At 64.1% G+C, this 20,074-nt stretch carries 22 protein-coding genes and 1 pseudogene; 17 read left to right on the forward strand and 6 right to left on the reverse strand.

All coding sequences use genetic code 11. The annotated features are described in order from the left end of the window. The first annotated feature begins 111 nt into the window (after nucleotides 1-111). A complete protein-coding gene (locus J4E58_RS24485; protein WP_087091721.1) occupies nucleotides 112-996 on the forward strand; it encodes a LysR family transcriptional regulator in 885 nt (294 codons plus the stop codon). Between the two features lie 12 nt (nucleotides 997-1,008). Here J4E58_RS24485 and J4E58_RS24490 read toward each other — a convergent pair whose 3' ends face one another. Next, nucleotides 1,009-1,380 carry a PH domain-containing protein gene (locus tag J4E58_RS24490; RefSeq protein ID WP_087091720.1) on the reverse strand — a complete coding sequence of 124 codons (372 nt, stop codon included), beginning with the start codon at nucleotides 1,378-1,380 and terminating at the stop codon, nucleotides 1,009-1,011. 328 nt (nucleotides 1,381-1,708) lie between these two features. Between J4E58_RS24490 and J4E58_RS24495 the strand changes: the two genes are divergently transcribed. Continuing rightward, nucleotides 1,709-2,125, forward strand: coding sequence for a hypothetical protein (locus tag J4E58_RS24495; protein WP_087091719.1), 417 nt, complete (start codon nucleotides 1,709-1,711; stop codon nucleotides 2,123-2,125). 171 nt (nucleotides 2,126-2,296) lie between these two features. Here the strand turns inward: J4E58_RS24495 and J4E58_RS24500 are convergent, their stop codons facing one another. Then, on the reverse strand, nucleotides 2,297-3,190 hold the full coding sequence (locus tag J4E58_RS24500) for a LysR family transcriptional regulator (protein WP_087091718.1): 894 nt from the start codon (nucleotides 3,188-3,190) through the stop codon (nucleotides 2,297-2,299). 125 nt (nucleotides 3,191-3,315) lie between these two features. Here J4E58_RS24500 and J4E58_RS24505 point away from each other — a divergent pair, with 125 nt between their 5' ends. From J4E58_RS24505 to J4E58_RS24565, 13 genes and pseudogenes are all read left to right on the forward strand, one after another. Beyond that, a complete protein-coding gene (locus J4E58_RS24505) occupies nucleotides 3,316-4,443 on the forward strand; it encodes a muconate cycloisomerase family protein (protein ID WP_162235136.1) in 1,128 nt (375 codons plus the stop codon). Nucleotides 4,444-4,475: 32 nt separating this feature from the next. Beyond that, nucleotides 4,476-4,766 carry a muconolactone Delta-isomerase gene (gene catC, locus J4E58_RS24510; protein ID WP_009044734.1) on the forward strand — a complete coding sequence of 97 codons (291 nt, stop codon included), beginning with the start codon at nucleotides 4,476-4,478 and terminating at the stop codon, nucleotides 4,764-4,766. A gap of 51 nt (nucleotides 4,767-4,817) precedes the next feature. Next, nucleotides 4,818-5,747 (forward strand): catechol 1,2-dioxygenase, encoded by a 930-nt coding sequence (gene catA / locus J4E58_RS24515; RefSeq protein WP_087091717.1) that lies wholly within the window; start codon nucleotides 4,818-4,820, stop codon nucleotides 5,745-5,747. Between the two features lie 164 nt (nucleotides 5,748-5,911). Continuing rightward, entirely contained in the window at nucleotides 5,912-6,868 is a 957-nt protein-coding gene (locus J4E58_RS24520) for an AraC family transcriptional regulator (protein ID WP_087091716.1), read from the forward strand. Between the two features lie 431 nt (nucleotides 6,869-7,299). Continuing rightward, entirely contained in the window at nucleotides 7,300-8,658 is a 1,359-nt protein-coding gene (gene benA / locus J4E58_RS24525; RefSeq protein WP_087091853.1) for a benzoate 1,2-dioxygenase large subunit, read from the forward strand. Beyond that, nucleotides 8,658-9,146, forward strand: coding sequence for a benzoate 1,2-dioxygenase small subunit (gene benB / locus J4E58_RS24530; RefSeq protein ID WP_007922866.1), 489 nt, complete (start codon nucleotides 8,658-8,660; stop codon nucleotides 9,144-9,146). The genes benA and benB overlap by 1 nt, the downstream gene beginning before the upstream one ends. A gap of 10 nt (nucleotides 9,147-9,156) precedes the next feature. After that, nucleotides 9,157-10,170 carry a benzoate 1,2-dioxygenase electron transfer component BenC gene (gene benC / locus J4E58_RS24535; protein ID WP_007922864.1) on the forward strand — a complete coding sequence of 338 codons (1,014 nt, stop codon included), beginning with the start codon at nucleotides 9,157-9,159 and terminating at the stop codon, nucleotides 10,168-10,170. A 129-nt stretch (nucleotides 10,171-10,299) separates the two neighbouring features. After that, a complete protein-coding gene (locus J4E58_RS24540; protein WP_087091715.1) occupies nucleotides 10,300-11,073 on the forward strand; it encodes a 1,6-dihydroxycyclohexa-2,4-diene-1-carboxylate dehydrogenase in 774 nt (257 codons plus the stop codon). Nucleotides 11,074-11,243: 170 nt separating this feature from the next. Next, nucleotides 11,244-12,581: an aromatic acid/H+ symport family MFS transporter gene (locus J4E58_RS24545; protein ID WP_087091714.1), complete on the forward strand. Its 1,338-nt coding sequence runs from the start codon at nucleotides 11,244-11,246 to the stop codon at nucleotides 12,579-12,581. 117 nt (nucleotides 12,582-12,698) lie between these two features. After that, nucleotides 12,699-12,980 (forward strand): annotated as a pseudogene (locus J4E58_RS24550) (benzoate/H(+) symporter BenE family transporter); the annotation flags it as partial. Between the two features lie 242 nt (nucleotides 12,981-13,222). After that, the gene (locus tag J4E58_RS24555; RefSeq protein ID WP_172963075.1) at nucleotides 13,223-13,393 is read left to right on the forward strand and encodes a hypothetical protein; all 171 of its coding nucleotides are present in this window, start codon (nucleotides 13,223-13,225) and stop codon (nucleotides 13,391-13,393) included. A 242-nt stretch (nucleotides 13,394-13,635) separates the two neighbouring features. Then, the gene (locus J4E58_RS24560) at nucleotides 13,636-14,721 is read left to right on the forward strand and encodes a hypothetical protein (RefSeq protein ID WP_053261958.1); all 1,086 of its coding nucleotides are present in this window, start codon (nucleotides 13,636-13,638) and stop codon (nucleotides 14,719-14,721) included. 135 nt (nucleotides 14,722-14,856) lie between these two features. Beyond that, nucleotides 14,857-15,210 (forward strand): DUF1428 domain-containing protein, encoded by a 354-nt coding sequence (locus tag J4E58_RS24565; RefSeq protein WP_053261957.1) that lies wholly within the window; start codon nucleotides 14,857-14,859, stop codon nucleotides 15,208-15,210. 4 nt (nucleotides 15,211-15,214) lie between these two features. On the opposite strand, the gene J4E58_RS24570 is transcribed toward J4E58_RS24565, so the two are convergent. The 3 genes from J4E58_RS24570 to J4E58_RS24580 form a co-directional block, all read right to left on the reverse strand. Then, the gene (locus tag J4E58_RS24570) at nucleotides 15,215-15,754 is read right to left on the reverse strand and encodes a phosphohydrolase (RefSeq protein WP_087091713.1); all 540 of its coding nucleotides are present in this window, start codon (nucleotides 15,752-15,754) and stop codon (nucleotides 15,215-15,217) included. Between the two features lie 143 nt (nucleotides 15,755-15,897). Further along, nucleotides 15,898-16,104: a 4-oxalocrotonate tautomerase family protein gene (locus J4E58_RS24575; protein ID WP_007922853.1), complete on the reverse strand. Its 207-nt coding sequence runs from the start codon at nucleotides 16,102-16,104 to the stop codon at nucleotides 15,898-15,900. 66 nt (nucleotides 16,105-16,170) lie between these two features. Continuing rightward, a complete protein-coding gene (locus J4E58_RS24580) occupies nucleotides 16,171-16,917 on the reverse strand; it encodes an SDR family NAD(P)-dependent oxidoreductase (protein ID WP_087091712.1) in 747 nt (248 codons plus the stop codon). Between the two features lie 118 nt (nucleotides 16,918-17,035). Between J4E58_RS24580 and J4E58_RS24585 the strand changes: the two genes are divergently transcribed. Next, on the forward strand, nucleotides 17,036-17,956 hold the full coding sequence (locus tag J4E58_RS24585) for a LysR family transcriptional regulator (RefSeq protein WP_087091711.1): 921 nt from the start codon (nucleotides 17,036-17,038) through the stop codon (nucleotides 17,954-17,956). A 159-nt stretch (nucleotides 17,957-18,115) separates the two neighbouring features. Next, nucleotides 18,116-18,565 (forward strand): hypothetical protein, encoded by a 450-nt coding sequence (locus J4E58_RS24590; RefSeq protein ID WP_007922843.1) that lies wholly within the window; start codon nucleotides 18,116-18,118, stop codon nucleotides 18,563-18,565. Between the two features lie 174 nt (nucleotides 18,566-18,739). On the opposite strand, the gene J4E58_RS24595 is transcribed toward J4E58_RS24590, so the two are convergent. Then, nucleotides 18,740-19,786, reverse strand: coding sequence for a class I SAM-dependent methyltransferase (locus J4E58_RS24595; protein WP_087091710.1), 1,047 nt, complete (start codon nucleotides 19,784-19,786; stop codon nucleotides 18,740-18,742). Nucleotides 19,787-20,074 lie beyond the last annotated feature (288 nt).

The raw sequence follows: 20,074 nt of genomic DNA on the forward strand, positions 1-20,074 counted from the left end.
TGTGTGCTCGCAAGCGGGAATAGATTGGGTAAATCTTCCGGCTGAAGTTGAAATAGAGAAAGTTGAATTTAATAACGCTAAACTTCAGTTTTTCTGAATCTGGAGCAGGCCATGCGTGAGATCAGCCTCGACCGGTTGCGCACCCTGGTGGCGATTGTCGACCTGGGGTCCTTTGCCGAAGCGGCCCGCGCGCTGAACCTGGCGCCGCCTACGGTCAGCCTGCATATCGCCGACCTGGAGGCGCGGGTCGGTGGTTCGCTGTTGTCGCGCACCCGCGGCCGGGTACAACCCTCGGCCATTGGCGAAACCCTGGTGGAACGGGCGCGGCGGCTGTTGGCCGATGCCGAGCAGGCGCTGGAGGATGTGCAGCGCCAGGTGCTGGGCCTGGCCGGGCGGGTGCGCCTCGGGGCATCCACCGGCGCCATTGCCCAATTGCTGCCCCAGGCCCTGGAAACCCTTGGCCAACGCCATCCGGGTATCGACCTGCAGGTGGCGGTGCTGACCTCCCAGGAGAGCTTGAAGAAGCTCGCCGAAGGTTCGCTGGATATCGGCCTGGTGGCCCTGCCGCAAACCCCGGTCAAGGGCTTGCGTATCGAGCCCTGGCGCAAGGACCCGGTCATGGCTTTCCTGCCGGCCCGCTGGCAATGCCCCGATCCGGTGACGCCGCAATGGCTGGCCGCCCAACCGCTGATCCTCAACGACCACAGTACCCGGTTGTCGCGCCTGACTTCGGAGTGGTTCGCCCTGGGCGGCCAGCAACCCACGGCGCGCATCCAGCTCAACTACAACGACGCGATCAAGAGCCTGGTGGCCGCCGGTTATGGCGCCACCTTGCTGCCCCACGAAGCCGCCACGCCGCTGCCCGACACCCGGATCGCCATGCGCCCGTTGCAGCCGCCGCTGTGGCGTCAGTTGGGCATTGCCCATCGGGACGGCGACGTGGAGCGCTCGACCCAGCATGTGCTGGAGGTGCTGTGGGGGCTGAGCGCCGATTGATAACGGAGAGCCTTAGCCCAGCAGGTGCCTGGAAATGTGCTTCGAGATTTCCACCATCGAAGTCTTGCCGGTGAACTCGAACTTCACCTGGCCCAGCGATGAAAAGTAGATCTCCAGCTCGGAGTCCAGGTCGAAGGTGCCGGAGGTTTCCACCGAGTAGGCGACTATGTTTTTGTAGGGCAGGGAGGTGAAATCCTTTTTGCTGCCGGTGATGCCCTGAACGTTGACCGCGATAATGCGCTTGTTGGTAAACACCACGCCGTCGCGCATGGCCTTATAGGCGTCGATCACCTGCTCGCCTTCCAGCAACAGGTCGCTGATCCGCTCGGCGTATTCGTCGTTTTGCTTGAGCTTGAAGAAGCCTTTGTTGTTGAAGTCGATCATGGGGGGAGTCCTTATTTCTGAAGCGATATTCCAGGTTTTTTGCTGGCTGTTAAGGCGTGTCGGACCCGGCTCAGGTTCCATCGGCTCCTATGCAAAGCGTATGGTCTTTGCGGTGAGTCCGCCGTTTGGGTATTGGTGGTACAGCGTTATACCAAGAGTTTGCTGGTAGCAGATATCAGTTAAGGCGATGTCTCTGATGGTCTTCGGATTATCCTGATTGATTTTTAGCCGGAATTAATAATTTATGAGGCAGCTGTTACTTTGGACTGCACATGATTTTATTTTCATACGGCATCACTGGTTAAGACCACTGTTGGGAACTGAAAGGATGAAACGGATTTTAGCGGTTTTGCTTTTGACCACAGGCAATATGGGTAACGTCGCTTACGCAGGGGTTGATGTTGCAGCGGCCCGGCAGTCGTTGAAGAATTATGGTCTCGGCTATTGCATCGTTAATCAGTTTAAAAATGAGTCCGATGTGAAGAGCGATATTGAGTCGGCTATTGGCGCCTATTCCTTCATGGGAAGTGGTATGCACACCATTCTTCAAAATGAAGATACCCTGGAGACTCTGCATAATCCTTATGATGCAACGACGGACTTTGTATTTTCCATGTATGAGAAAACCCAAGCCAGTAGCAAATATACGGATAAGAAAGTCGTGTTCTATGCCTGCCTCGATATCTATAACTCCAAGGCGTTCGACGATTTTATCAAGACGCAGGACCCGTACATTTCCAAGTGAAGGGGATCATCACTGATCCGGTTCTCTCAGACTGAGCGCGATATCCAATATCGTGCTCGTCACCCTGACTTAAAACAACTTCCAGCCATAACTCAGCAACAACCGGTTCTCATTGGTATCGGTCCGATAATTCGAGCGCGCCACCACCGCGAGTCGGTTGCGCGCGAGGAGTCAGGCGTCGGAGTGTTCGGCGCGCAGTTCGTCGATCATCCGCAAGCAGTGGCTGAGCCCCGCCGACACATCGCCGACCCGCCGGCTGATGATGATCGGCGAGGTGGCGTTGGCTTCCAGCAGCGGGCTGAAGCCGATGTCGTCGCGGTGCAGCAATTGCACCGAAGCCGGCACCAGGGTGATGCCGATGCCGGCGCCCACCAGGCCGATGGCGGTCTGCAGTTCGTTGGTCCACTGCACGATGCGGATGTTCAGGCCGTGGGTGTTGAACAGCGCGATCACATGGTCGGCGTAGCTCGGGCGCGGGTTGCCGGGGTAGAGCACGAAAGGCTCGTCGGCCAGTTGCGCGAGGCTCACCGGCTGGCCGATCAGTGGATGGCCGGCGGGCAGGGCGGCCACCAGGCGATCCTCGGTCTGCACCTTCTGCACGATGGCTGGGTCGTCGATGCGGATCCGCCCGAAGCCGATATCGATGCGCCCGGCCTTGAGCGCTTCCACCTGTTGCAGGGTGGTCATTTCCGACAGCCCCAGTTCCAGGGCCAGGGTCTCGTGGCTGCGCAGGCGGCGGATCAGTTCCGGCAGCAGGCCGTACAGGGTCGAGGGGGCAAAGCCGATGCCGAGCCAGGTCTTTTCGCCGTGGCCGATGCGCCGGGTGTTGTCGCAGACCTTGGCCAGTTGCTCCAGCAGCACGCTGGAATGCTCATAGAAAAAGCGCCCGGCTTCGGTCAGGCGCAACGGCCGGCTGCGCTCCAGCAACAACACCCCGAGTTCTTCTTCCAGTTGCTGGATCTGCCGGCTCAGGGGCGGCTGGGCGATGTGCAGGCGCTCGGCGGCCTTGGTGAAGTTGAGGGTCTGGCCCAGCACCTGGAAGTAACGCAGATGACGCAGTTCCATAAGGCCTCCGCGGACAAAGGTTGGATACCTTCAAGGTATCGAGCCAGACCAATTCTATATTGGAACCCCGTAAAAAGCCGTACGAGAATCGGTTCCATAACTTCAAGAACCTGATGGGTATGGAAATGCTTTCAAGTGCCATTGAATCGATCGAAACGATCATTGTCGATCTGCCCACCATCCGCCCGCACAAGCTGGCGATGCACACCATGCAGAACCAGACCCTGGTGCTGATCCGCCTGCGCTGCGCCGACGGCATCGAAGGCCTGGGCGAAGCCACCACCATCGGCGGCCTGGCCTATGGCAATGAAAGCCCGGACAGCATCAAGACCAATATCGACCGCTTCTTCACGCCGCTGCTGCTCGGCCAGGACGGTGCCAATATCAATGCCGCCATGCAGCGCCTGGAGCGCAGCATTCGCGGCAACACCTTCGCCAAATCCGGCATCGAAAGCGCCTTGCTCGACGCCCAGGGCAAACGCCTGGGGCTGCCGGTCAGCGAACTGCTCGGCGGCCGGGTGCGCGACGCCTTGCCGGTGGCCTGGACCCTGGCCAGCGGCGACACCGCCAAGGACATCGCCGAAGCGCAAAAGATGCTCGATCTGCGCCGCCACCGCATCTTCAAACTGAAGATCGGCGCCGGCGAGGTGGACCGCGACCTGGCCCATGTGATCGCGATCAAGAAGGCCCTGGGCGACCGCGCCAGCGTGCGGGTCGACGTCAACCAGGCCTGGGACGAAGCGGTGGCGGTGCGTGCCTGCCGGGTGCTGGGCGGCAACGGCATCGACCTGATCGAACAGCCGATTTCACGCAACAACCGCGCCGGCATGGTGCGCCTGAACGCCATCAGCCCGGCGCCGATCATGGCCGACGAATCCATCGAATGCGTGGAAGACGCCTTCAACCTGGCCCGCGAAGGCGCGGCCTCGGTGTTCGCCCTGAAGATCGCCAAGAACGGCGGCCCGCGCGCGGTACTGCGCACCGCGGCGATCGCCGAGGCGGCGGGTATCGGCCTGTACGGCGGCACCATGCTCGAAGGCGGTATCGGCACCCTGGCGTCGGCCCATGCCTTCCTGACCCTCAATACCTTGAGCTGGGACACTGAGCTGTTCGGTCCGCTGCTGCTGACCGAGGACATCCTCGCCGAGCCGCCGCTGTACCGCGATTTCCAGCTGCACGTATCCCGGGCGCCGGGCCTCGGCCTGAGCCTGGACGAGGAGCGCCTGGCGTTCTTCCGCCGCGACCAAGCCTGAACTGCCATTCATCACGTCTTAAGGAGAGCACCATGCTGTTCCACGTCAAAATGACCGTGAACCTGCCGGTCGACATGAACCCCGAGCGCGCCGCCCAGCTCAAGGCCGACGAAAAGGCCCTGGCCCAGCGCCTGCAGGAGCAGGGCAAGTGGCGGCATCTGTGGCGTATCGCCGGCCTGTATGCCAACTACAGCGTGTTCGACGTCGACAGCGTGCAGGAACTGCACGACCTGCTGATGCAACTGCCGCTGTACCCGTACATGGCTATCGAAGTGAACGCGCTGTGCAGGCATCCTTCGTCCATTCATGCGGATGACCGCTGAGCCCGCGCCAGCCTGCTCCACACTCTAATAAATACAAGATGAGGAATAACCATGAACGTCCGAATTTCCCACACTGCCAGCGCCCAGAAATTTCTCGAAGAAGTCAGCGGCCAGTTCAACGATCAGGGCAACCCACGCACCAAGGCCCTGGTGTACCGCATCCTGCGTGACACGGTGAACATCATCGAAGACCTCGACGTGACCCCGGAAGAATTCTGGAAGGCGGTCAACTACCTCAACGTGCTCGGCGCGCGCCAGGAAGCCGGGCTGCTGGTGGCCGGCCTGGGCCTGGAGCACTACTTGGACCTGCTGATGGACGCGGCCGACGAACAGGCCGGCAAGACCGGCGGCACCCCGCGCACCATCGAAGGCCCGCTTTACGTGGCCGGCGCGCCGCTGAGCCAGGGTCAAGCGCGCCTCGACGATGGCGTCGATCCGGGCGTGGTGCTGTTCATGCAGGGCCAGGTGCGCAACACCGCCGGCGAACCTCTGGCCGGGGCCATAGTCGATGTCTGGCACGCCAACACCGGCGGTACCTATTCCTATTTCGACACCACCCAGTCCGACTTCAACCTGCGTCGGCGCATCGTCACCGATGCCGAAGGCCGCTACCGTTTCCGCAGCATCGTGCCTTCGGGCTACGGCTGCCCACCGGACGGTCCGACCCAGCAGTTGCTCGACCAGTTGGGCCGCCACGGCCAGCGTCCGGCGCATATCCACTTCTTCATCTCGGCCGATGACCACCGTCACCTGACCACCCAGATCAATCTCGATGGCGACGAATACCTGCACGACGATTTCGCCTACGCCACCCGTGACGAACTGATCGCCAAGATCACCTTCAGCGACGATCAGCAGCGTGCGGCGCAATACGGGGTCAGCGGGCGTTTCGCCGAGATCGACTTCGACTTCACCCTGCAGTCGTCGGCCCAGCCCGAGGAGCAGCAACGCCTGGAGCGGGTGCGAGCGCTGGAGGACTGACAGCGCGGCAGATCCCGATTCGGGGCCACGGGATAACGTGAGTGATCCCGTGGTTTTTGCCGTTGTGAGCCGCGGTCGAAGTCTTGCGTGATGGGCCAGCGGTGGCGAACGATCACCGCCCGGCAATAACAATCCCAATAACAAAAACGGGGAGTGACCCGCTTATGGAAACCCATCTGTTGAGTGAGCGCAGCCGGGTATTCGCCCAGGCCGATCCCTACGCTGTGTCCGGCTATGTCAACCAGCATGTGGGCAGCCACTGCATCCGTTTGCCCAAGGCCGGCAGCCCCCAGGCCAGCCTCAATCACCGGCAGTTCGCCAGCCTCGACCTGTGCTCGATCAGCTACGGCGGCAGCGTGCGCGTCACCTCGCCGGCGCTGGAAACCATCTACCACCTGCAAGTGTTGCTGCGTGGCCACTGCCTATGGCGCGGCCATCGCCAGGAGCATTACTTCGCCCCCGGCGAGCTGCTGCTGATCAACCCTGACGATCCGGTGGACCTGACCTACTCCGACGATTGCGAGAAATTCATCATCAAGGTGCCCACCCGCCTGCTGGAGTCGGTGTGTGAGGAGCAGCGCTGGCTGTATCCGGGGCAGGGCGTGCGCTTTGTGGGCAACCGCTACCAGCTGGATGAGCTGGAAGGCTTTATCAACCTGCTGAACGTGGTCTGCCGCGAAGCCGAAGCCGCCGAATGCATCCCCCGGGTGCAGGAGCATTACGCGCAGATCGTCGCGAGCAAGATGCTCAGCCTGATGAAGACCAACATCCGGCGGGTGGGCCTGGGCTCGTCGTCGGCGACCTTCGAGGCCATCGCCGACTACATCGAGCGCAACCTCAAGCAGGACATCGGCTGCGAAGAGCTGGCGCAGCAGGCGCAGATGAGCCTGCGCTCGCTCTATGCGCTGTTCGAGCGCAACGCCCGCAGCACGCCCATGCGCTACATCCGCCAGAAGAAACTCGAGCGGATCCACGCCTGCCTGCGCGACCCCAGCTGCAACGTGCGCAACATCACCGAACTGGCCATGGACTTCGGTTTCCTGCACCTGGGACGCTTCTCGGAAAGCTACCGCAAACAGTTCGGCGAACTGCCTTCCGACACCCTCAGACGCCGGCCTTGATCCAGATTGTGTTTCTGTAGGAGCGGCCGGTCGACGCTCGATTGCCGGCGATCGGGAACGACGCGTTGGTGTCTGATCCGACGCCATCGCGAGCAAGCTTCGCTCCTACAGAAGCCGTGCCCGCCGCGTCATCCCCGATTCCTCGTAGCCGCTGCCGAGCCTGCGAGGTTGCGATCGGCTGCGCAGCAGTCGCAAAACCTGAAACCGCGATCGTCCTGGATAAACAGGCGAGGCCCGAGTGGCGGCCGGTACGTCGGAATGCCGCCCAACCCGGTCGCAGCCTCGCAGGCTCGGCAGCGGCTACGGCTGTAGGACTTGCCCTACAAAACTCTGCAGAAAACGGATAGTGGTCTGCACGCAACGGATATTGCCCCCGCACACCCCGCCCTAGCATGAGCCTTGCCTGAATAAAAACAATGGAGGCGGCGGCCATGACCCTGCGACCCGAATACCTTCACTCCCTGCTTGAAGAAGACCGTGACCGGGGCGTCTACCGCTGCAAGCGGGAGATGTTCACCGACCCCCGGCTGTTCGACCTGGAAATGCAGCACATCTTCGAGGGCAACTGGCTGTACCTTGCCCACGAGAGCCAGATCCCCAACAACAATGACTACTACACCACCATGGGCCGGCAGTCGGTGTTCATCGCGCGCAACAAGGACGGCGAACTCAATGCCTTCCTCAATGCCTGCAGCCACCGTGGCGCCATGCTCTGCCGGCACAAGACCGGCAACAAGTCATCCTACACCTGCCCGTTCCACGGCTGGACCTTCAACAACTCCGGCAAGCTGCTCAAGGTCAAGGACCCGGCCGCCGCGGGTTACCCGTCGAGCTTCAACTGCGAAGGCTCCCACGACCTGACCAGGGTCGCGCGCTTCGAGTCCTATCGTGGCTTCCTGTTCGGCAGCCTCAACCCCGACGTGCTGCCCCTGGTGGAGCACCTGGGCGAGTCGGCGAAGATCATCGACATGATCGTCGACCAGTCCGCCGACGGCCTGGAAGTGCTGCGCGGTTCCTCGAGCTACATCTACGAAGGCAACTGGAAGCTCACCGCGGAAAACGGCGCCGACGGCTACCACGTAAGCTCGGTGCACTGGAACTACGCGGCCACCCAGAGCCAGCGCAAGCAGCGTGAAGCCGGGGAAGAGATCAAGACCATGAGCGCCGGCAGCTGGGCCAAGCAGGGCGGCGGTTTCTATTCCTTCGACAAGGGCCACATGCTGCTCTGGACCCGCTGGTCCAACCCCGAGGACCGCCCGCTCTACGAGCGTCGCGATGAACTGGCCCGCGACTTCGGCCAGGCCCGCGCCGACTGGATGATCGAGAACTCGCGCAACCTGTGCCTGTATCCCAACGTCTACCTGATGGACCAGTTCAGCTCGCAGATCCGCATCGCCCGGCCGATCTCGGTGGACCGCACCGAGATCACCATCTACTGCATCGCGCCCAGGGGCGAAAGCGACGAAGCCCGCGCCATGCGCATCCGCCAGTACGAGGACTTCTTCAACGTCAGCGGCATGGCCACCCCGGACGACCTGGAGGAATTCCGTTCCTGCCAGATGGGCTATCAGGGCTGCAACAACGCCTGGAACGACATGTCCCGCGGCGCCGAACACTGGGTCGAGGGCGCGGACGATGCGGCCCGGGAAATCGACCTGCAACCGATCCTCAGCGGCGTGCGCACCGAAGACGAAGGCCTGTTCGTGATGCAGCACAAGTACTGGCAGCAAACCATGCTCGAGGCGGTGGCCGTCGAAGCCGCGCGAACCATTGCCGTGGAGGCTGTGTGATGAGCATTTCCCATGACACCGTGCGCGATTTTCTCTACCGCGAAGCGCGCTACCTGGACGACAAGGACTGGGACAGCTGGCTGGAACTCTACGCCGCCGACGCGACCTTCTGGATGCCGTCCTGGGACGACAACGACGAACTCACCGAAGACCCGCAGCGGGAAATCTCGCTGATCTGGTACGGCAGCCGCTGCGGCCTGGAAGACCGGGTGTTCCGGATCAAGACCGAGCGCTCCAGCGCGAGCATTCCCGACACCCGCACCTCGCACAACCTGAGCAACATCGAGCTGCTGGAGCAGGCCGACGGCCTGTGCAAGGTGCGCTTCAACTGGCACACCCTGAGCTTTCGCTACAAGACCGTCGACAGCTACTTCGGCACCAGCTTCTACACCCTCGATGTGCGCGGCGAGACCCCGCGGATCCTGGCCAAGAAAGTCATCCTGAAGAACGATTACGTTCGTCAGGTCGTCGATGTCTACCACCTCTGAGGCGACCGCCATGACTCATCACATCGCACTCAATTTCGAAGACGGGGTGACCCGCTTCGTCGCCGCCAACGCCGGCGAAACCGTGGCCGATGCCGCCTACCGCCAGGGCATCAATATCCCCCTGGACTGCCGCGACGGCGCCTGCGGCACCTGCAAGTGTTTCGCCGAAGCCGGGCGCTACGACCTGGGCGAGGAATACATCGACGACGCGCTGACCGCGGCTGAAGCCGAGCAGGGCTTCGTGCTGACCTGCCAGATGCGCGCCTTGAGCGACTGCGTGGTGCGGGTGCCGGCTTCGTCGCAGGTTTGCCGCACCGCCCAGGCCACCTTCGACGCCACCATCAGCGCGGTGCGCCAGCTGTCCGACAGCACCATCGCCCTGTCGATCAAGGGCGAGGCCCTGAGCAAGCTGGCATTTCTGCCGGGGCAATACGTCAACCTCGGCGTGCCCGGCAGCGAGCAGACCCGGGCCTATTCCTTCAGCTCGCTGCAGCGCGACGGCGAGGTCAGCTTCCTGATCCGCAACGTGCCGGGCGGCCTGATGAGCAGCTTCCTCACCGGCCTGGCGAAAGCCGGTGACCCCATGAGCCTGGCCGGGCCCCTGGGCAGCTTCTACCTGCGCGATATTCGCCGGCCGCTGTTGCTGCTGGCCGGGGGCACCGGGCTGGCGCCGTTCACCGCGATGCTGGAGAAAATCGCCGAGCAGGGCAGCGAGCATCCGCTGCACCTGATCTACGGGGTGACCAACGATTTCGACCTGGTGGAAATGGATCGCCTGGAAGCCTTCGCCGCGCGCATCCCCAACTTCAGCTTCAGCGCCTGCGTGGCCAACCCCGAGAGTCGCCACCCGCTCAAGGGCTACGTCACCCAGCATATCGAGCCCAGGCACCTGAACGACGGTGATGTGGATGTGTACCTGTGCGGCCCGCCGCCGATGGTCGAGGCGGTGAGCCAGTTCATTCGCGAGCAGGGCATCGCCCCGGCCAACTTCTACTACGAAAAATTCGCCGCCAGCGCGGCCTGATTTCCACCCTGACTCTGTGCCCGCGATAGCGATAGTGCGTGCACAGCCGAGCTTTCAGCCTGTCGGCTGATCGCGAGCAAGCTCGCTCCTACAGATGGCGTATCGGGTTTACTGGCATGAGGTTTTGAGATGAGCAGATTCGAGGAAAAAGTCGCCCTGGTCACCGGGGCGGCGCAGGGCATTGGCCGGCGGGTCGCCGAGCGCCTGGCCGAGGAGGGGGCGCGGCTGGTGCTGGTGGATCGCTCCGAGCTGGTGTTCGAGTTGCAGGCCGAGCTGGCCCCCAGGTTCGAGGTGCTGGCGCTGACCGCCGACCTTGAGCAGTACGCCGAATGCAGCCGGGCGATGGCCGCGGTCGTCGAGCGATTCGGGCGCATCGACGTGCTGGTCAACAACGTCGGCGGCACCATTTGGGCCAAGCCGTTCGAGCACTATGCAGAGCAGCAGATCGAAGCCGAAGTGCGTCGTTCGCTGTTCCCCACCTTGTGGTGCTGCCACGCGGCGCTGCCGTACATGCTGGAGCAGGGCAGCGGCGCCATCGTCAATGTGTCGTCCATCGCCACCCGCAGCATCAACCGCGTGCCCTATGGCGCGGCCAAGGGCGGGGTGAATGCCCTGACCGCCTGCCTGGCGTTCGAGACCGCCGGGCGCGGGGTGCGGGTCAACGCCACCGCCCCCGGCGGCACCGAAGCGCCGCCACGGCGCATTCCGCGCAACAGCGCCGAGCAGAGCGCCGAGGAGCAGGTCTGGTACCGGCAGATCGTCGACCAGACCGTCGACAGCACCCTGATGAAACGCTACGGCACCATCGACGAGCAGGCCGCGGCGATCCTGTTCCTGGCCTCCGACGAGGCGTCCTACATCACCGGCCTGGTCATGCCGGTAGGCGGTGGCGACCAGGGCTGAAGTGTCAGGCGTCATTGAAAATTGCACCCTGACCGTAGGAGCGAGGCTTGCCCGCGATGGCGTCCGGCCTGGCACACCGCAGCGCTCCAATCGTGGGCAAGCCTCGCTCCTACAGGACTGCGCAAACGCACATCCGGTTTCTCATAAAACAACAACAAGAGTCAGATGCCATGCGAAACATAGACAGCAATCAATTGATCGACGGGGCACGCTTCAATGCCTTCCACTGGCGCGTGCTGTTCTGGTGCGCGCTGATCATCATCTTCGACGGCTACGACCTGGTGATCTACGGCGTGGTGTTGCCGGTGCTGATGCAGGAGTGGGGCCTGAGCCCGCTGCAGGCCGGGGCGCTGGGCAGCTATGCGCTGTTCGGCATGATGTTCGGCGCGCTGTTTTTCGGCACGCTGTCGGAGCGCATCGGCTGCAAGAAAGTCATCGCCATCTGCGTGGTGCTGTTCAGCGGTTTCACCCTGCTCAACGGCTTCACCACCACGCCCACCCAGTTCGGCATCTGCCGCTTTATCGCCGGCCTCGGCATCGGCGGGGTGATGCCCAATGTGGTGGCGCTGATGAACGAATACGCGCCGAAGAAAATCCGCAGCACCCTGGTGGCGATCATGCTCAGCGGCTACTCGGTGGGCGGCACGCTGTCCGCCGGCCTGGGCATCGTGCTGCTGCCGAATTTCGGCTGGCAGGCGGTGTTCTATGTGGCGGCGATTCCGTTGTTGCTGCTGCTGCTGATTCTCAGGTTCCTGCCCGAATCCCTGGGCTTCCTGCTGCGCCAGGGCCGGGACGACGAAGCGCGCCAGGTGCTGCAATGGGTCGAGCCGGGCTTCGTCGCGCAACCCGGCGACTCGTTCGTCAAGGCCAACCTCAAGACCGCCGGCGCGCCGGTGGTGCAGCTGTTCCGCGAAGGCCGGGCGCTGAGCACCCTGATGCTCTGGGTGGTGTTCTTCTGCTGCCTGCTGATGGTCTACGCGCTCAACTCCTGGCTGCCCAAGCTGATGGCCAGCGCCGGTTACAGCCTGGGCTCGAGCCTGATGTTCCTGCTGGTGCTGAACCTCGGGGCGATTTTCGGCGCCGTGGGCGGCGGCTGGATCGGCGATCGCCTGAAGCTGCAAAAGGTCCTGGTGGCGTTTTTTATCGTGGCTGCGGTGTCTATCAGCCTGCTCGGCTTCAAGAGCCCGCACGGGTTGCTGTACGCCCTGATCGCGATTGCCGGGGCCACCACCATCGGCACGCAGATCCTGGCCTTCGCCTGTGTCGCCCAGTTCTATCCGGTGACGATCCGCTCCACCGGCATTGGCTGGGCCTCGGGCATCGGCCGCAGCGGGGCCATTGTCGGGCCGCTGCTGGGCGGTGCCTTGGTGAGCATCGAGCTGCCGCTGCACTATAACTTCATGGCCTTTGCCATTCCGGGAGCGGTGGCGGCGCTGGCGATGTGTTTCGTCTACCCGCGGCCCGCCAAGGCGCTGCCGGTCCGCCAGGCCAGCGCGCCGTCCCTGTAGCTGGGGCCATGACCGGTGCGGGCGCCCAGGTGCCGGCACCGGTGGTTCAGTCATGCCATGCCTCAGGGCTTCGGAGCTTGCATGCAGCCGTTGATCGAGGATTTCTCATTGTCGGCGCTGGTGGCCGGGTTTATCGCCACGCTGATTTCCTATGCCGGGCCGCTGGTGATCATCTTCCAGGCGGCCCTCGTCGGGCTCGCCCTGTTCGCCGCCATGGCCGTACCGCGGGATCGCGAGGCGGCGTTGATCACCTTTCTGGTTACAGCGTCGGGCATGTCGCTGTTCGGTTTGTCGGCGGCCTTCTGGGGGCTGCTGTTTGGTCTGGTGGCCCGTGGCGTGCTGACCCTGCGTCGTCCGCAGGGGTTACCGGCGGCGAGGGAGGCACAGGCGCGTAATTGACAGTGCTGCGGCACTGGCCATGTATCGAAAACCTTGCACAGGCCAATCACCTCCGGCCCGGCCAGGGGCTGCGGGGTTGCCATTCGCTGTTGCTGAAATGAGCGCGCAAGTCCCTGGAAACCTGTGGGTTTTTCGATACAACCCTTACCCATTCTTTACCTTCATGCGGTGCCCGATGTCGCACAAACGCTGTCTGAAACGACGAGAAACTTGTGGTTCTCGTCCTGAAAGAGAGTGAAGCGATGATATTGAGTCGAGTTGCAAAAGTGGCGGTAGTGATCGCCTTGTTGTCGTCCCTGTCGGGCTGCTGGATGTTCTTCCCGCCGGGTGGCGGCGGTGGCGGGCATGGCGGCGGTGGCGGCGGCCCGCATGGCGGTTTTGGCGGAGGTCCCGGCGGTGGCGGTCCACGCTGACCGCGACTGACCTGCTTTTGTAGGAGCCAGGCTTGCCGGCGATCGAGGCGCCGCGGTGTATCAGGCCGGACGCCATCGCGGGTAAGCGACTGGTCGGATACGCCGTCGCGAACCCCTTCTCGAGCCTGGGGCGCAAACCCCAGCACCTATACTCAATCCAGGCATGGTCGTGTGGTATCCGGTTGAAGCCTGCCCCGTCGTGAGCGGGCGGCCGTGGTCGACGCTGTGCGAGGGTTGCCATCTTGTACCTGCGTGCGCTGATCGTCGTGATGCTGCTGGTGCTGGCCGGATGCGCCGCGACCCAGCGTGTCCGCGAGGCGGTGGCGCCGGTGGTGGTGCCGGCCAGCACCTGGCGCCAGGTGGACCGGGAGATCGCCGAGGCTTCGCAGCAGGCGGTGATCCAGGTCAAGGTCTTTGCCCGCGGCTCCATGGAGCACTGGCGGGTGCGGGTCTATGCCGTTACCGAGGAAACCTTCATCCCCTGGTTCAGCAGTTACTGGACCCAGGAATGGATGGCCATGAAAGTCAGTTGGTACAGCCTCACCGCCGGCGACGAGCAGGACGCGGCGGCGACGCGGCTGGCGGAGTACCTCAAGGAGCAGTATCAGGAACAGGTGCTGGCACCGGTGGCGGTGGAGATCGACCCGGATGCGATTCTCAACCAGGCCACGGAGTTCTATATCGAGCTGCTGGACAAGCAGGTGCAGGTTATCGCCCAGCGTTATCGGTTGCCGGCCAAGCAGCTCGATCAACGGCTCAATGGCATCCAGGCGATTCGCCTGGGGCCGCCGCCGGCGCGCGATGCGTCGTTGTATCAGGTGTTGCATGCCAAGCCCCTGACTACGCTGCCGGCCTACTCGGCGCTGTACCAGCAGATCCATAGCGCGCCGGCGGGCACCGGCGAGGTGTCGTCCGAGGCCGGGATTGTCTCGGTGGCCAGGCAGGCCAGCGAAAAATTCGAAGCGCAGATGGCCGGCCGTGGCATTGCCGGCGCCGCGTCGGCGGTGGCCGGCAAGGTCGCTGGCGCAGTGATCTCCCTGGGCGCCGCGGGGTTTCGCGCGATTGCCCATGAGAGCGACCGGGCCGAGACCGAGGCGCAGATTCGCCAGAGCCTGGGCAAGGCGTTCGACCAGGCCTGGTTCAAGCTGTTGAACAACACCGGCAACGGGGTGATGGCCGGGGTGTATTACCTGGCCGGGCATATCGAGGGCGAACTGGGCCAAAGCGCGGTGCCGGAGCCCCCGCTGGAGACGGTGCCGGGCACTGTGCATCCGCCCGCGACGCCGGGCCTGAGCGCCCCGCAAACCGGTTGGCAGCCGGAGCCATGAAGCCCGTCGGTCGGTCGATTCAGGTTTTTTCGCGCCGACTTGTCGATTGTCGGCGATGCGGATCGACCAGTTCCCAGAGTGACCGACAGCAAGGTCGGGATCCGATGTTCAACCCCAATCAGCAGGAGCAGGATCATGTCTTATGTCGATGGTTGTGTACTGGCGGTACCCACCGCCAACCGCGAGGCCTTCAAGCAGCATGCGCAGGTCGCGGCGAAGGTGTTCAAGGAGTTCGGCGCCTTGAGCGTGGTCGATTGCTGGGGCGACGACGTGCCCGAGGGCAAGCTGACCTCGTTCCCCATGGCGGTCAAGCTCAAGGCGGACGAGACGGTGGTGTTCAGCTGGATCATCTGGCCGTCCCGCGAAATCCGCGATGCGGGCATGCAAAGAGCCATGGAAGACCCGCGGCTCAAGCCCGACGTCTGCCCGATGCCGTTCGACGGCCAGCGCATGATTTATGGCGGATTCACGATGCTGCTCAATGCCTGAGGCGTCACCAGCGAAACATCGGCAGCGGCCGCAGCGGCGTACGCAGCAACTGCCGGGCCGAAGCGCGCGCCAGCATCCAGTGAAAACCCTGGTTGGGGTAGCGTGCCTGCACCTCGCGGATAAACGGGCGGGGCAGGCCGAAGTTGAGCAAGCCCAGGGAGACGTCGATCGTGTCGGCCTGCCGGAACGCTTCGACGCTCGCGGCGTGGGCCTGGCGATAAGGGCGCAGTTTGTGATGCTGCTCGATCAGCGCGCTGACTTGCTCAGCCAGCTGTGACTCGCCGCGCTCGGCCAGAAAGGCCCGGGCCAGCTGGATCGACGGCGCCAGGTAGTCGAGGGTGCCGTGGGTCCAGATACCCAGGTCATGAAAGGCCGCGGCGATCTGCACCGCGCAGGACAGCGGCCGGTCCTGCGGATTGAGCGCGGTGTAGAAGCTCAGCACGCGATATATATGATTGCGATAGCCGGGCAGGTCCTTGCCGATCACCGTGGCGAAAGAGGCAAGGATCTGTTCGGTGAGCGAGCATTCGAGAACGACGTCCATGTGGTCTGCTCCGGGTCTGGAAGGACGACAGTATAGGGCTCGGCGCAGGGCTTGAGGATGCGGGCGTCGCGGCGTACCGGCAGGTTGCGGATCGATTCAACGCCAGGAACAAAGGGCGGACCCGATGCTGGCCCGCCCTTTTTTCATTGCGCCGTTCGCTGGCGGTATTCGGTGGTGGTCATGCCGGCGTAGCCCCAGTTATCGGTGTCGACTTCCTCGATGACGATGTGGGTCAGTTCCGGGGCCTTGTTCAGCACCCGTTGCAGGGTTTCGGTGATCTCGCGGATCACCTGGGCTTTCTGTTCGCGGGTCACGCCGTCACGGGTGATGCGGACGTTGACGAAAGGCATGGCATTACTCCTGAGGAAAAGATGGGGGTTGCAAGGGACGGGAGGCACGCGGGCCTCCCGCCGGGTTTACCATTTGCCGCTGCTCATGCCGCCGTCCACCGGCAGCACCACGCCGGTGGTGAAGCCGGCGCCGGACAGGTAGAGCACCGCGTCGGCGATTTCCTCTATGCGTCCGACCCGTCCGGCCGGTTGCAGGCCGTCGAGGAAGGCGCGGTGCGCCGGGTCGTGCATCGGCGTGTCGATGATCCCCGGGGCCACCGCGTTGACCTGGATATTGAACGGCGACAGCTCCAGGGCCAGGGCGCGGGTCATCTGGTTCACGCCGCCCTTGATCAGCACCGGCAACGCCGCCGGGACCGCCAGGTTCGGTTGCAGCGCGACGCTGGCGCTGATGTTGATGATGTGGCCCCGGCGCCGCTCGATCATGTGCCGCGCGGCGGCCTGGGAGGCGTAGACCACACCCTTGAGGTTGGTCTCCAGCAGGCTTTCCAGCTCCTCGGGGCTGTAGTCGATAAACGCCTTGGGCAGGAAGAAGCCGGCGTTGTTGACCAGCACATCGACCTGGCCGAAACGGTCGATGGCGCGTTCGACCAACTGCATGGCGGTGGCCGGGTCGGCAATGTCGCCTTCGACCCCGAGAAAACGCTCGCTGTGGCCCAGGGTTTCGGCCGCCGCGGCCAGCCGCTGTGCCGAGCGGGCATTGCCGACCACGTTGTAGCCGCGTTCCAGGTAGGCCTGGGCCAGGCCGAGGCCGATGCCGCTGGAGGCGCCGGTGATGATGACGGTGCTGTTGTGGTTCAGGGTGTGGCTCATGGGGATAGTCCTGTTCTGCGGTGAGAGGGGTTCCAGCGCTGTTGGGCAGAACTATATTTGTGTGCAGAATGCTGATAAACAGCGCTTCAGGCACTTCACTTGATACATGGTGTAATCAATGAGTCGGCAATTCGACGATGTGCTGCTGGGCAGCATCGAGCTGTTCTGCATGGCGGCGGAGATCGGCAGCTTTACCGGCGCGGCGCTGGCGGCCGGGGTCACGCCGGCGGCGGTCAGCCGCTCGGTGTCGCGTCTGGAAGAGCGGCTCGGCGTCCGCCTGTTCGTGCGCACCACCCGCAGCATCCGCCTGACCGACGGCGGGCGTGACTATCACCAGCAATGCCGCAGCGCGCTGAACCAGATGCTCGAGGCCGAGCGACAGTTGACCGGGCAGCAGCTGGCGCCTTCCGGCACCTTGCGCATCAGCCTGCCGACCACCTACGGCCATCTGCGGATCCTGCCGCTGCTGCCGGAGTTTCGTCGGCGCTACCCGCAGATGCGGGTGGAGGTCAACCTGAGCAACCGCAATATCGATTTCGTCGAAGGGGGCTACGACATGGCGATCCGGGTGCGCGCGCAGCCGGATTCCGGGTTGGTCGCGCGGTTGCTGGAGGACGCCGAACTGGTGGTGTTCGCCGCCCCGGATTACCTGGCGCGGGCCGGTACCCCGCAGCGGCTCGACGACCTGGCGCAGCACGAGTGCATCCAGTTCGAGCTGCCCAGCAGCGGCCGGCGCATCGCCTGGCTGTTCAACGGCGCCGACGGCCCCTGCGAAGTGCTCGCCGAGGGGGCCTACGTGTGTTCGGAAGACCTACAGGGGGGCGTGACCTTGGCCAAATACGGCGCCGGCCTGTTCCAGACCTACCGTTTCATGGTCGAGCGCGAGCTGGCCGAGGGTTCCCTGGTGGAGGTGCTGCAGCCTTACGGCGGCCGTTCGCGGCCCTTCAGCCTGCTGTATCCCCACAACCGGCACGTGCCGTTGCGCCTGCGCGCCTTTATCGATTTCCTGCTGGAGAAACAGCAGGGCTGGAAGACCTGAAGCAGGGATGGGCAGCCCGGGATGGATTGGTTAGTATGGCGGCCGGGCTTCCTGGGCGCCCACCTCGCGAAAGCGCAAGCACCTTCAAATCCCGCAAGCACCACGCTTGCATACCCCCTCCGGGCCAATAGCGAGCAGGCCGATTCTCTTGGAGTTGGTATGCCTATCCAGAAATCCGTTCCCCGTTCACCCGCCAGTCAGGCCGCCAGCCTGGTACTGCGCGAAGCCAAACGCCTGCATCGCACTGCAACCAGCGGTTCGCTGGCTGGCGCCTTGCCGATCCTGCGGCGCTTGCTGGCGAGCAACAGCTTGCCTGGCCTGTCGTTGCCCGAGCTGTATCGGCAGCGCGACAAGGTGCAGCGCAAACACCTGTTGCGCACCCTGGCCAGCGAGGCCGGTTTTGCCAGTTGGGAGACCTACCGCCAGGTCCTCGACGAGCTGGCGCCCGAGCAGTTGCAGCATTTTGAACTGGTCTATCGCCAGGCGGGTCATCTCAACTGCTGGTTCTCGTCGCCGGACGAGGCCCGGGAGTACGTGGCCCATCACGGCGGCCGGCTGTTGTGCGTAGGGCAACAGGCGGTGGTGCTGGTGGATCTGCCGGCGGCGTAAGACAGGCACGGCACCCGGGATTTCCCCGAGTGCCGTTTTTTCATTGGCATGCGGCACCTGCGTGTCCCCGTAGGAGCGAGGCTTGCCCGCGATGGCGCCGTCCCTGAGCCACCGCGGCGCCCCGATCGCCGCCCGCTGGCTCCTACAGGATCGCATCGCTCGCACGATCCTCCTTCATTTACGCGCTTCGAGAATCAGGTTGAACGGCGTTTCCGCGGCCCGGCGGAACTGGCTGAAGCCGGCTTCGCTGAAGACCTGGCGCAGGCGCGCTTCGCCGGCCTGGGCACCGAGGCCGAGGCCGACTTCCTGGGACAGCGAGTTGGGCGTGCAGATAAAGGTCGAGGCGGCATAGAACAGCCGCCCGACCGGGGTGATGTTCTGGTCCAGTTTATCGTTGGCGAACGGCTCGACCAGTAGCACGCTGCCGTCGTCTTTCAGCGCCTGGAAGGCATGTTGCGCGGCGCCCACCGGGTCGCCCATGTCGTGCAGGCAGTCGAAGAAGCAGATCAGGTCGTAGTCGTTGCCGGGGTAGGTCTTGGCGCTGGCCTGGGAGAACTGCACGCGGGCGGTCACCCCGGCTTCCTCGGCGCGTTGCGTCGCGGTAGTGACTGAGGGCTGGTGGTAGTCGAAGCCGAAAAACTGCGAGGCGGGATAGGCCTGGGCCATGATCACTGTCGAGGCGCCATGCCCGCAGCCGACGTCCGCCACCTTGGCCCCGGCCTGGAGTTTTTCCACCACGCCGTCCAGGGCCGGCAGCCACTCGGCCACCAGGTGCGCCCGATAGCCCGGGCGGAAGAAGCGCTCGGTGCCGCTGAACATGCACGGATGGTGGTCGCCCCAGGCCAGGGCGCCGTCGCCGCGCATCGCCGCCAGCAGTTTGTCCTTGTCGTGAAACAGCGCAGAGACCACCACGGCGCCACCGGCCACGTACACCGGCGAGTCCTCGATGGCCAGCGCCAGGGCCTGTTCTTCCGGCAGGCGGAACTGGCCGCCCTGGTGTTCCATGTAGCCGGACGCGGCATGGGCGCTCAGCCATTCGCGCAGCAGCCGCGCGTTGCAGCCGGTCTTGGCGGCCAGCGCCTCGGGGCTGACGAAGCGACTGTCGGCCATGGCCCGGTACAGGCCCAGTTCTTCGCCGACAATCATATTGGCGAGCATCGCCGCGCCGCCCATGTCTGACACCAGCTTGCCCATGAAATCGTTGAGCTTGGCTTCGTCCATGGCCTGGTCCTCCGCTGTGAGGGTCACTGCCGCCGACGGCCCGGCAGTGGCCGGATGGAGATACGCGGCGTGCGCGGGGAGGCCATGTCCCGGCGCTGCCGAATGAGCGGGCCTGGCAGGGCCGGCCCGTGTTCTGAAGAGCTGACGCGCGCCTCCCGCGGGGGACGGGGTGCGTGCCTACCGTTCAGGCAGGTGAGGCTGGCCATCGGGCCTGGGCGTCGAACCCGTGGCGGCAGGCGAGGCTGCGCGCGGGTTCCGGGACGCCCGGAGCAAGCGATTGCCGGTCGG

It is taken from the genome of Pseudomonas sp. FW305-25 (assembly GCF_017351415.1).
GTDB lineage: Bacteria > Pseudomonadota > Gammaproteobacteria > Pseudomonadales > Pseudomonadaceae > Aquipseudomonas > Aquipseudomonas chlororaphis.

Excerpts from the sequence above, each read along its gene's own strand:
- J4E58_RS24495 (WP_087091719.1), top strand. The coding sequence starts at position 1,709 with ATGAAACGGATTTTAGCGGTTTTGCTTTTGACCACAGGCAATATGGGT.
- J4E58_RS24575 (WP_007922853.1), bottom strand. The coding sequence starts at position 16,104 with ATGCCTTTCGTCAACGTCCGCATCACCCGTGACGGCGTGACCCGCGAA.
- J4E58_RS24505 (WP_162235136.1), top strand. The coding sequence starts at position 3,316 with ATGCTTTCAAGTGCCATTGAATCGATCGAAACGATCATTGTCGATCTG.
- J4E58_RS24555 (WP_172963075.1), top strand. The coding sequence starts at position 13,223 with ATGATATTGAGTCGAGTTGCAAAAGTGGCGGTAGTGATCGCCTTGTTG.
- benB (WP_007922866.1), top strand. The coding sequence starts at position 8,658 with ATGAGCATTTCCCATGACACCGTGCGCGATTTTCTCTACCGCGAAGCG.
- catA (WP_087091717.1), top strand. The coding sequence starts at position 4,818 with ATGAACGTCCGAATTTCCCACACTGCCAGCGCCCAGAAATTTCTCGAA.
- J4E58_RS24485 (WP_087091721.1), top strand. The coding sequence starts at position 112 with ATGCGTGAGATCAGCCTCGACCGGTTGCGCACCCTGGTGGCGATTGTC.
- J4E58_RS24540 (WP_087091715.1), top strand. The coding sequence starts at position 10,300 with ATGAGCAGATTCGAGGAAAAAGTCGCCCTGGTCACCGGGGCGGCGCAG.
- J4E58_RS24595 (WP_087091710.1), bottom strand. The coding sequence starts at position 19,786 with ATGGACGAAGCCAAGCTCAACGATTTCATGGGCAAGCTGGTGTCAGAC.
- J4E58_RS24585 (WP_087091711.1), top strand. The coding sequence starts at position 17,036 with ATGAGTCGGCAATTCGACGATGTGCTGCTGGGCAGCATCGAGCTGTTC.
- J4E58_RS24490 (WP_087091720.1), bottom strand. The coding sequence starts at position 1,380 with ATGATCGACTTCAACAACAAAGGCTTCTTCAAGCTCAAGCAAAACGAC.
- J4E58_RS24570 (WP_087091713.1), bottom strand. The coding sequence starts at position 15,754 with ATGGACGTCGTTCTCGAATGCTCGCTCACCGAACAGATCCTTGCCTCT.
- J4E58_RS24590 (WP_007922843.1), top strand. The coding sequence starts at position 18,116 with ATGCCTATCCAGAAATCCGTTCCCCGTTCACCCGCCAGTCAGGCCGCC.
- J4E58_RS24520 (WP_087091716.1), top strand. The coding sequence starts at position 5,912 with ATGGAAACCCATCTGTTGAGTGAGCGCAGCCGGGTATTCGCCCAGGCC.
- catC (WP_009044734.1), top strand. The coding sequence starts at position 4,476 with ATGCTGTTCCACGTCAAAATGACCGTGAACCTGCCGGTCGACATGAAC.
- benC (WP_007922864.1), top strand. The coding sequence starts at position 9,157 with ATGACTCATCACATCGCACTCAATTTCGAAGACGGGGTGACCCGCTTC.
- J4E58_RS24500 (WP_087091718.1), bottom strand. The coding sequence starts at position 3,190 with ATGGAACTGCGTCATCTGCGTTACTTCCAGGTGCTGGGCCAGACCCTC.
- J4E58_RS24565 (WP_053261957.1), top strand. The coding sequence starts at position 14,857 with ATGTCTTATGTCGATGGTTGTGTACTGGCGGTACCCACCGCCAACCGC.
- benA (WP_087091853.1), top strand. The coding sequence starts at position 7,300 with ATGACCCTGCGACCCGAATACCTTCACTCCCTGCTTGAAGAAGACCGT.
- J4E58_RS24545 (WP_087091714.1), top strand. The coding sequence starts at position 11,244 with ATGCGAAACATAGACAGCAATCAATTGATCGACGGGGCACGCTTCAAT.
- J4E58_RS24580 (WP_087091712.1), bottom strand. The coding sequence starts at position 16,917 with ATGAGCCACACCCTGAACCACAACAGCACCGTCATCATCACCGGCGCC.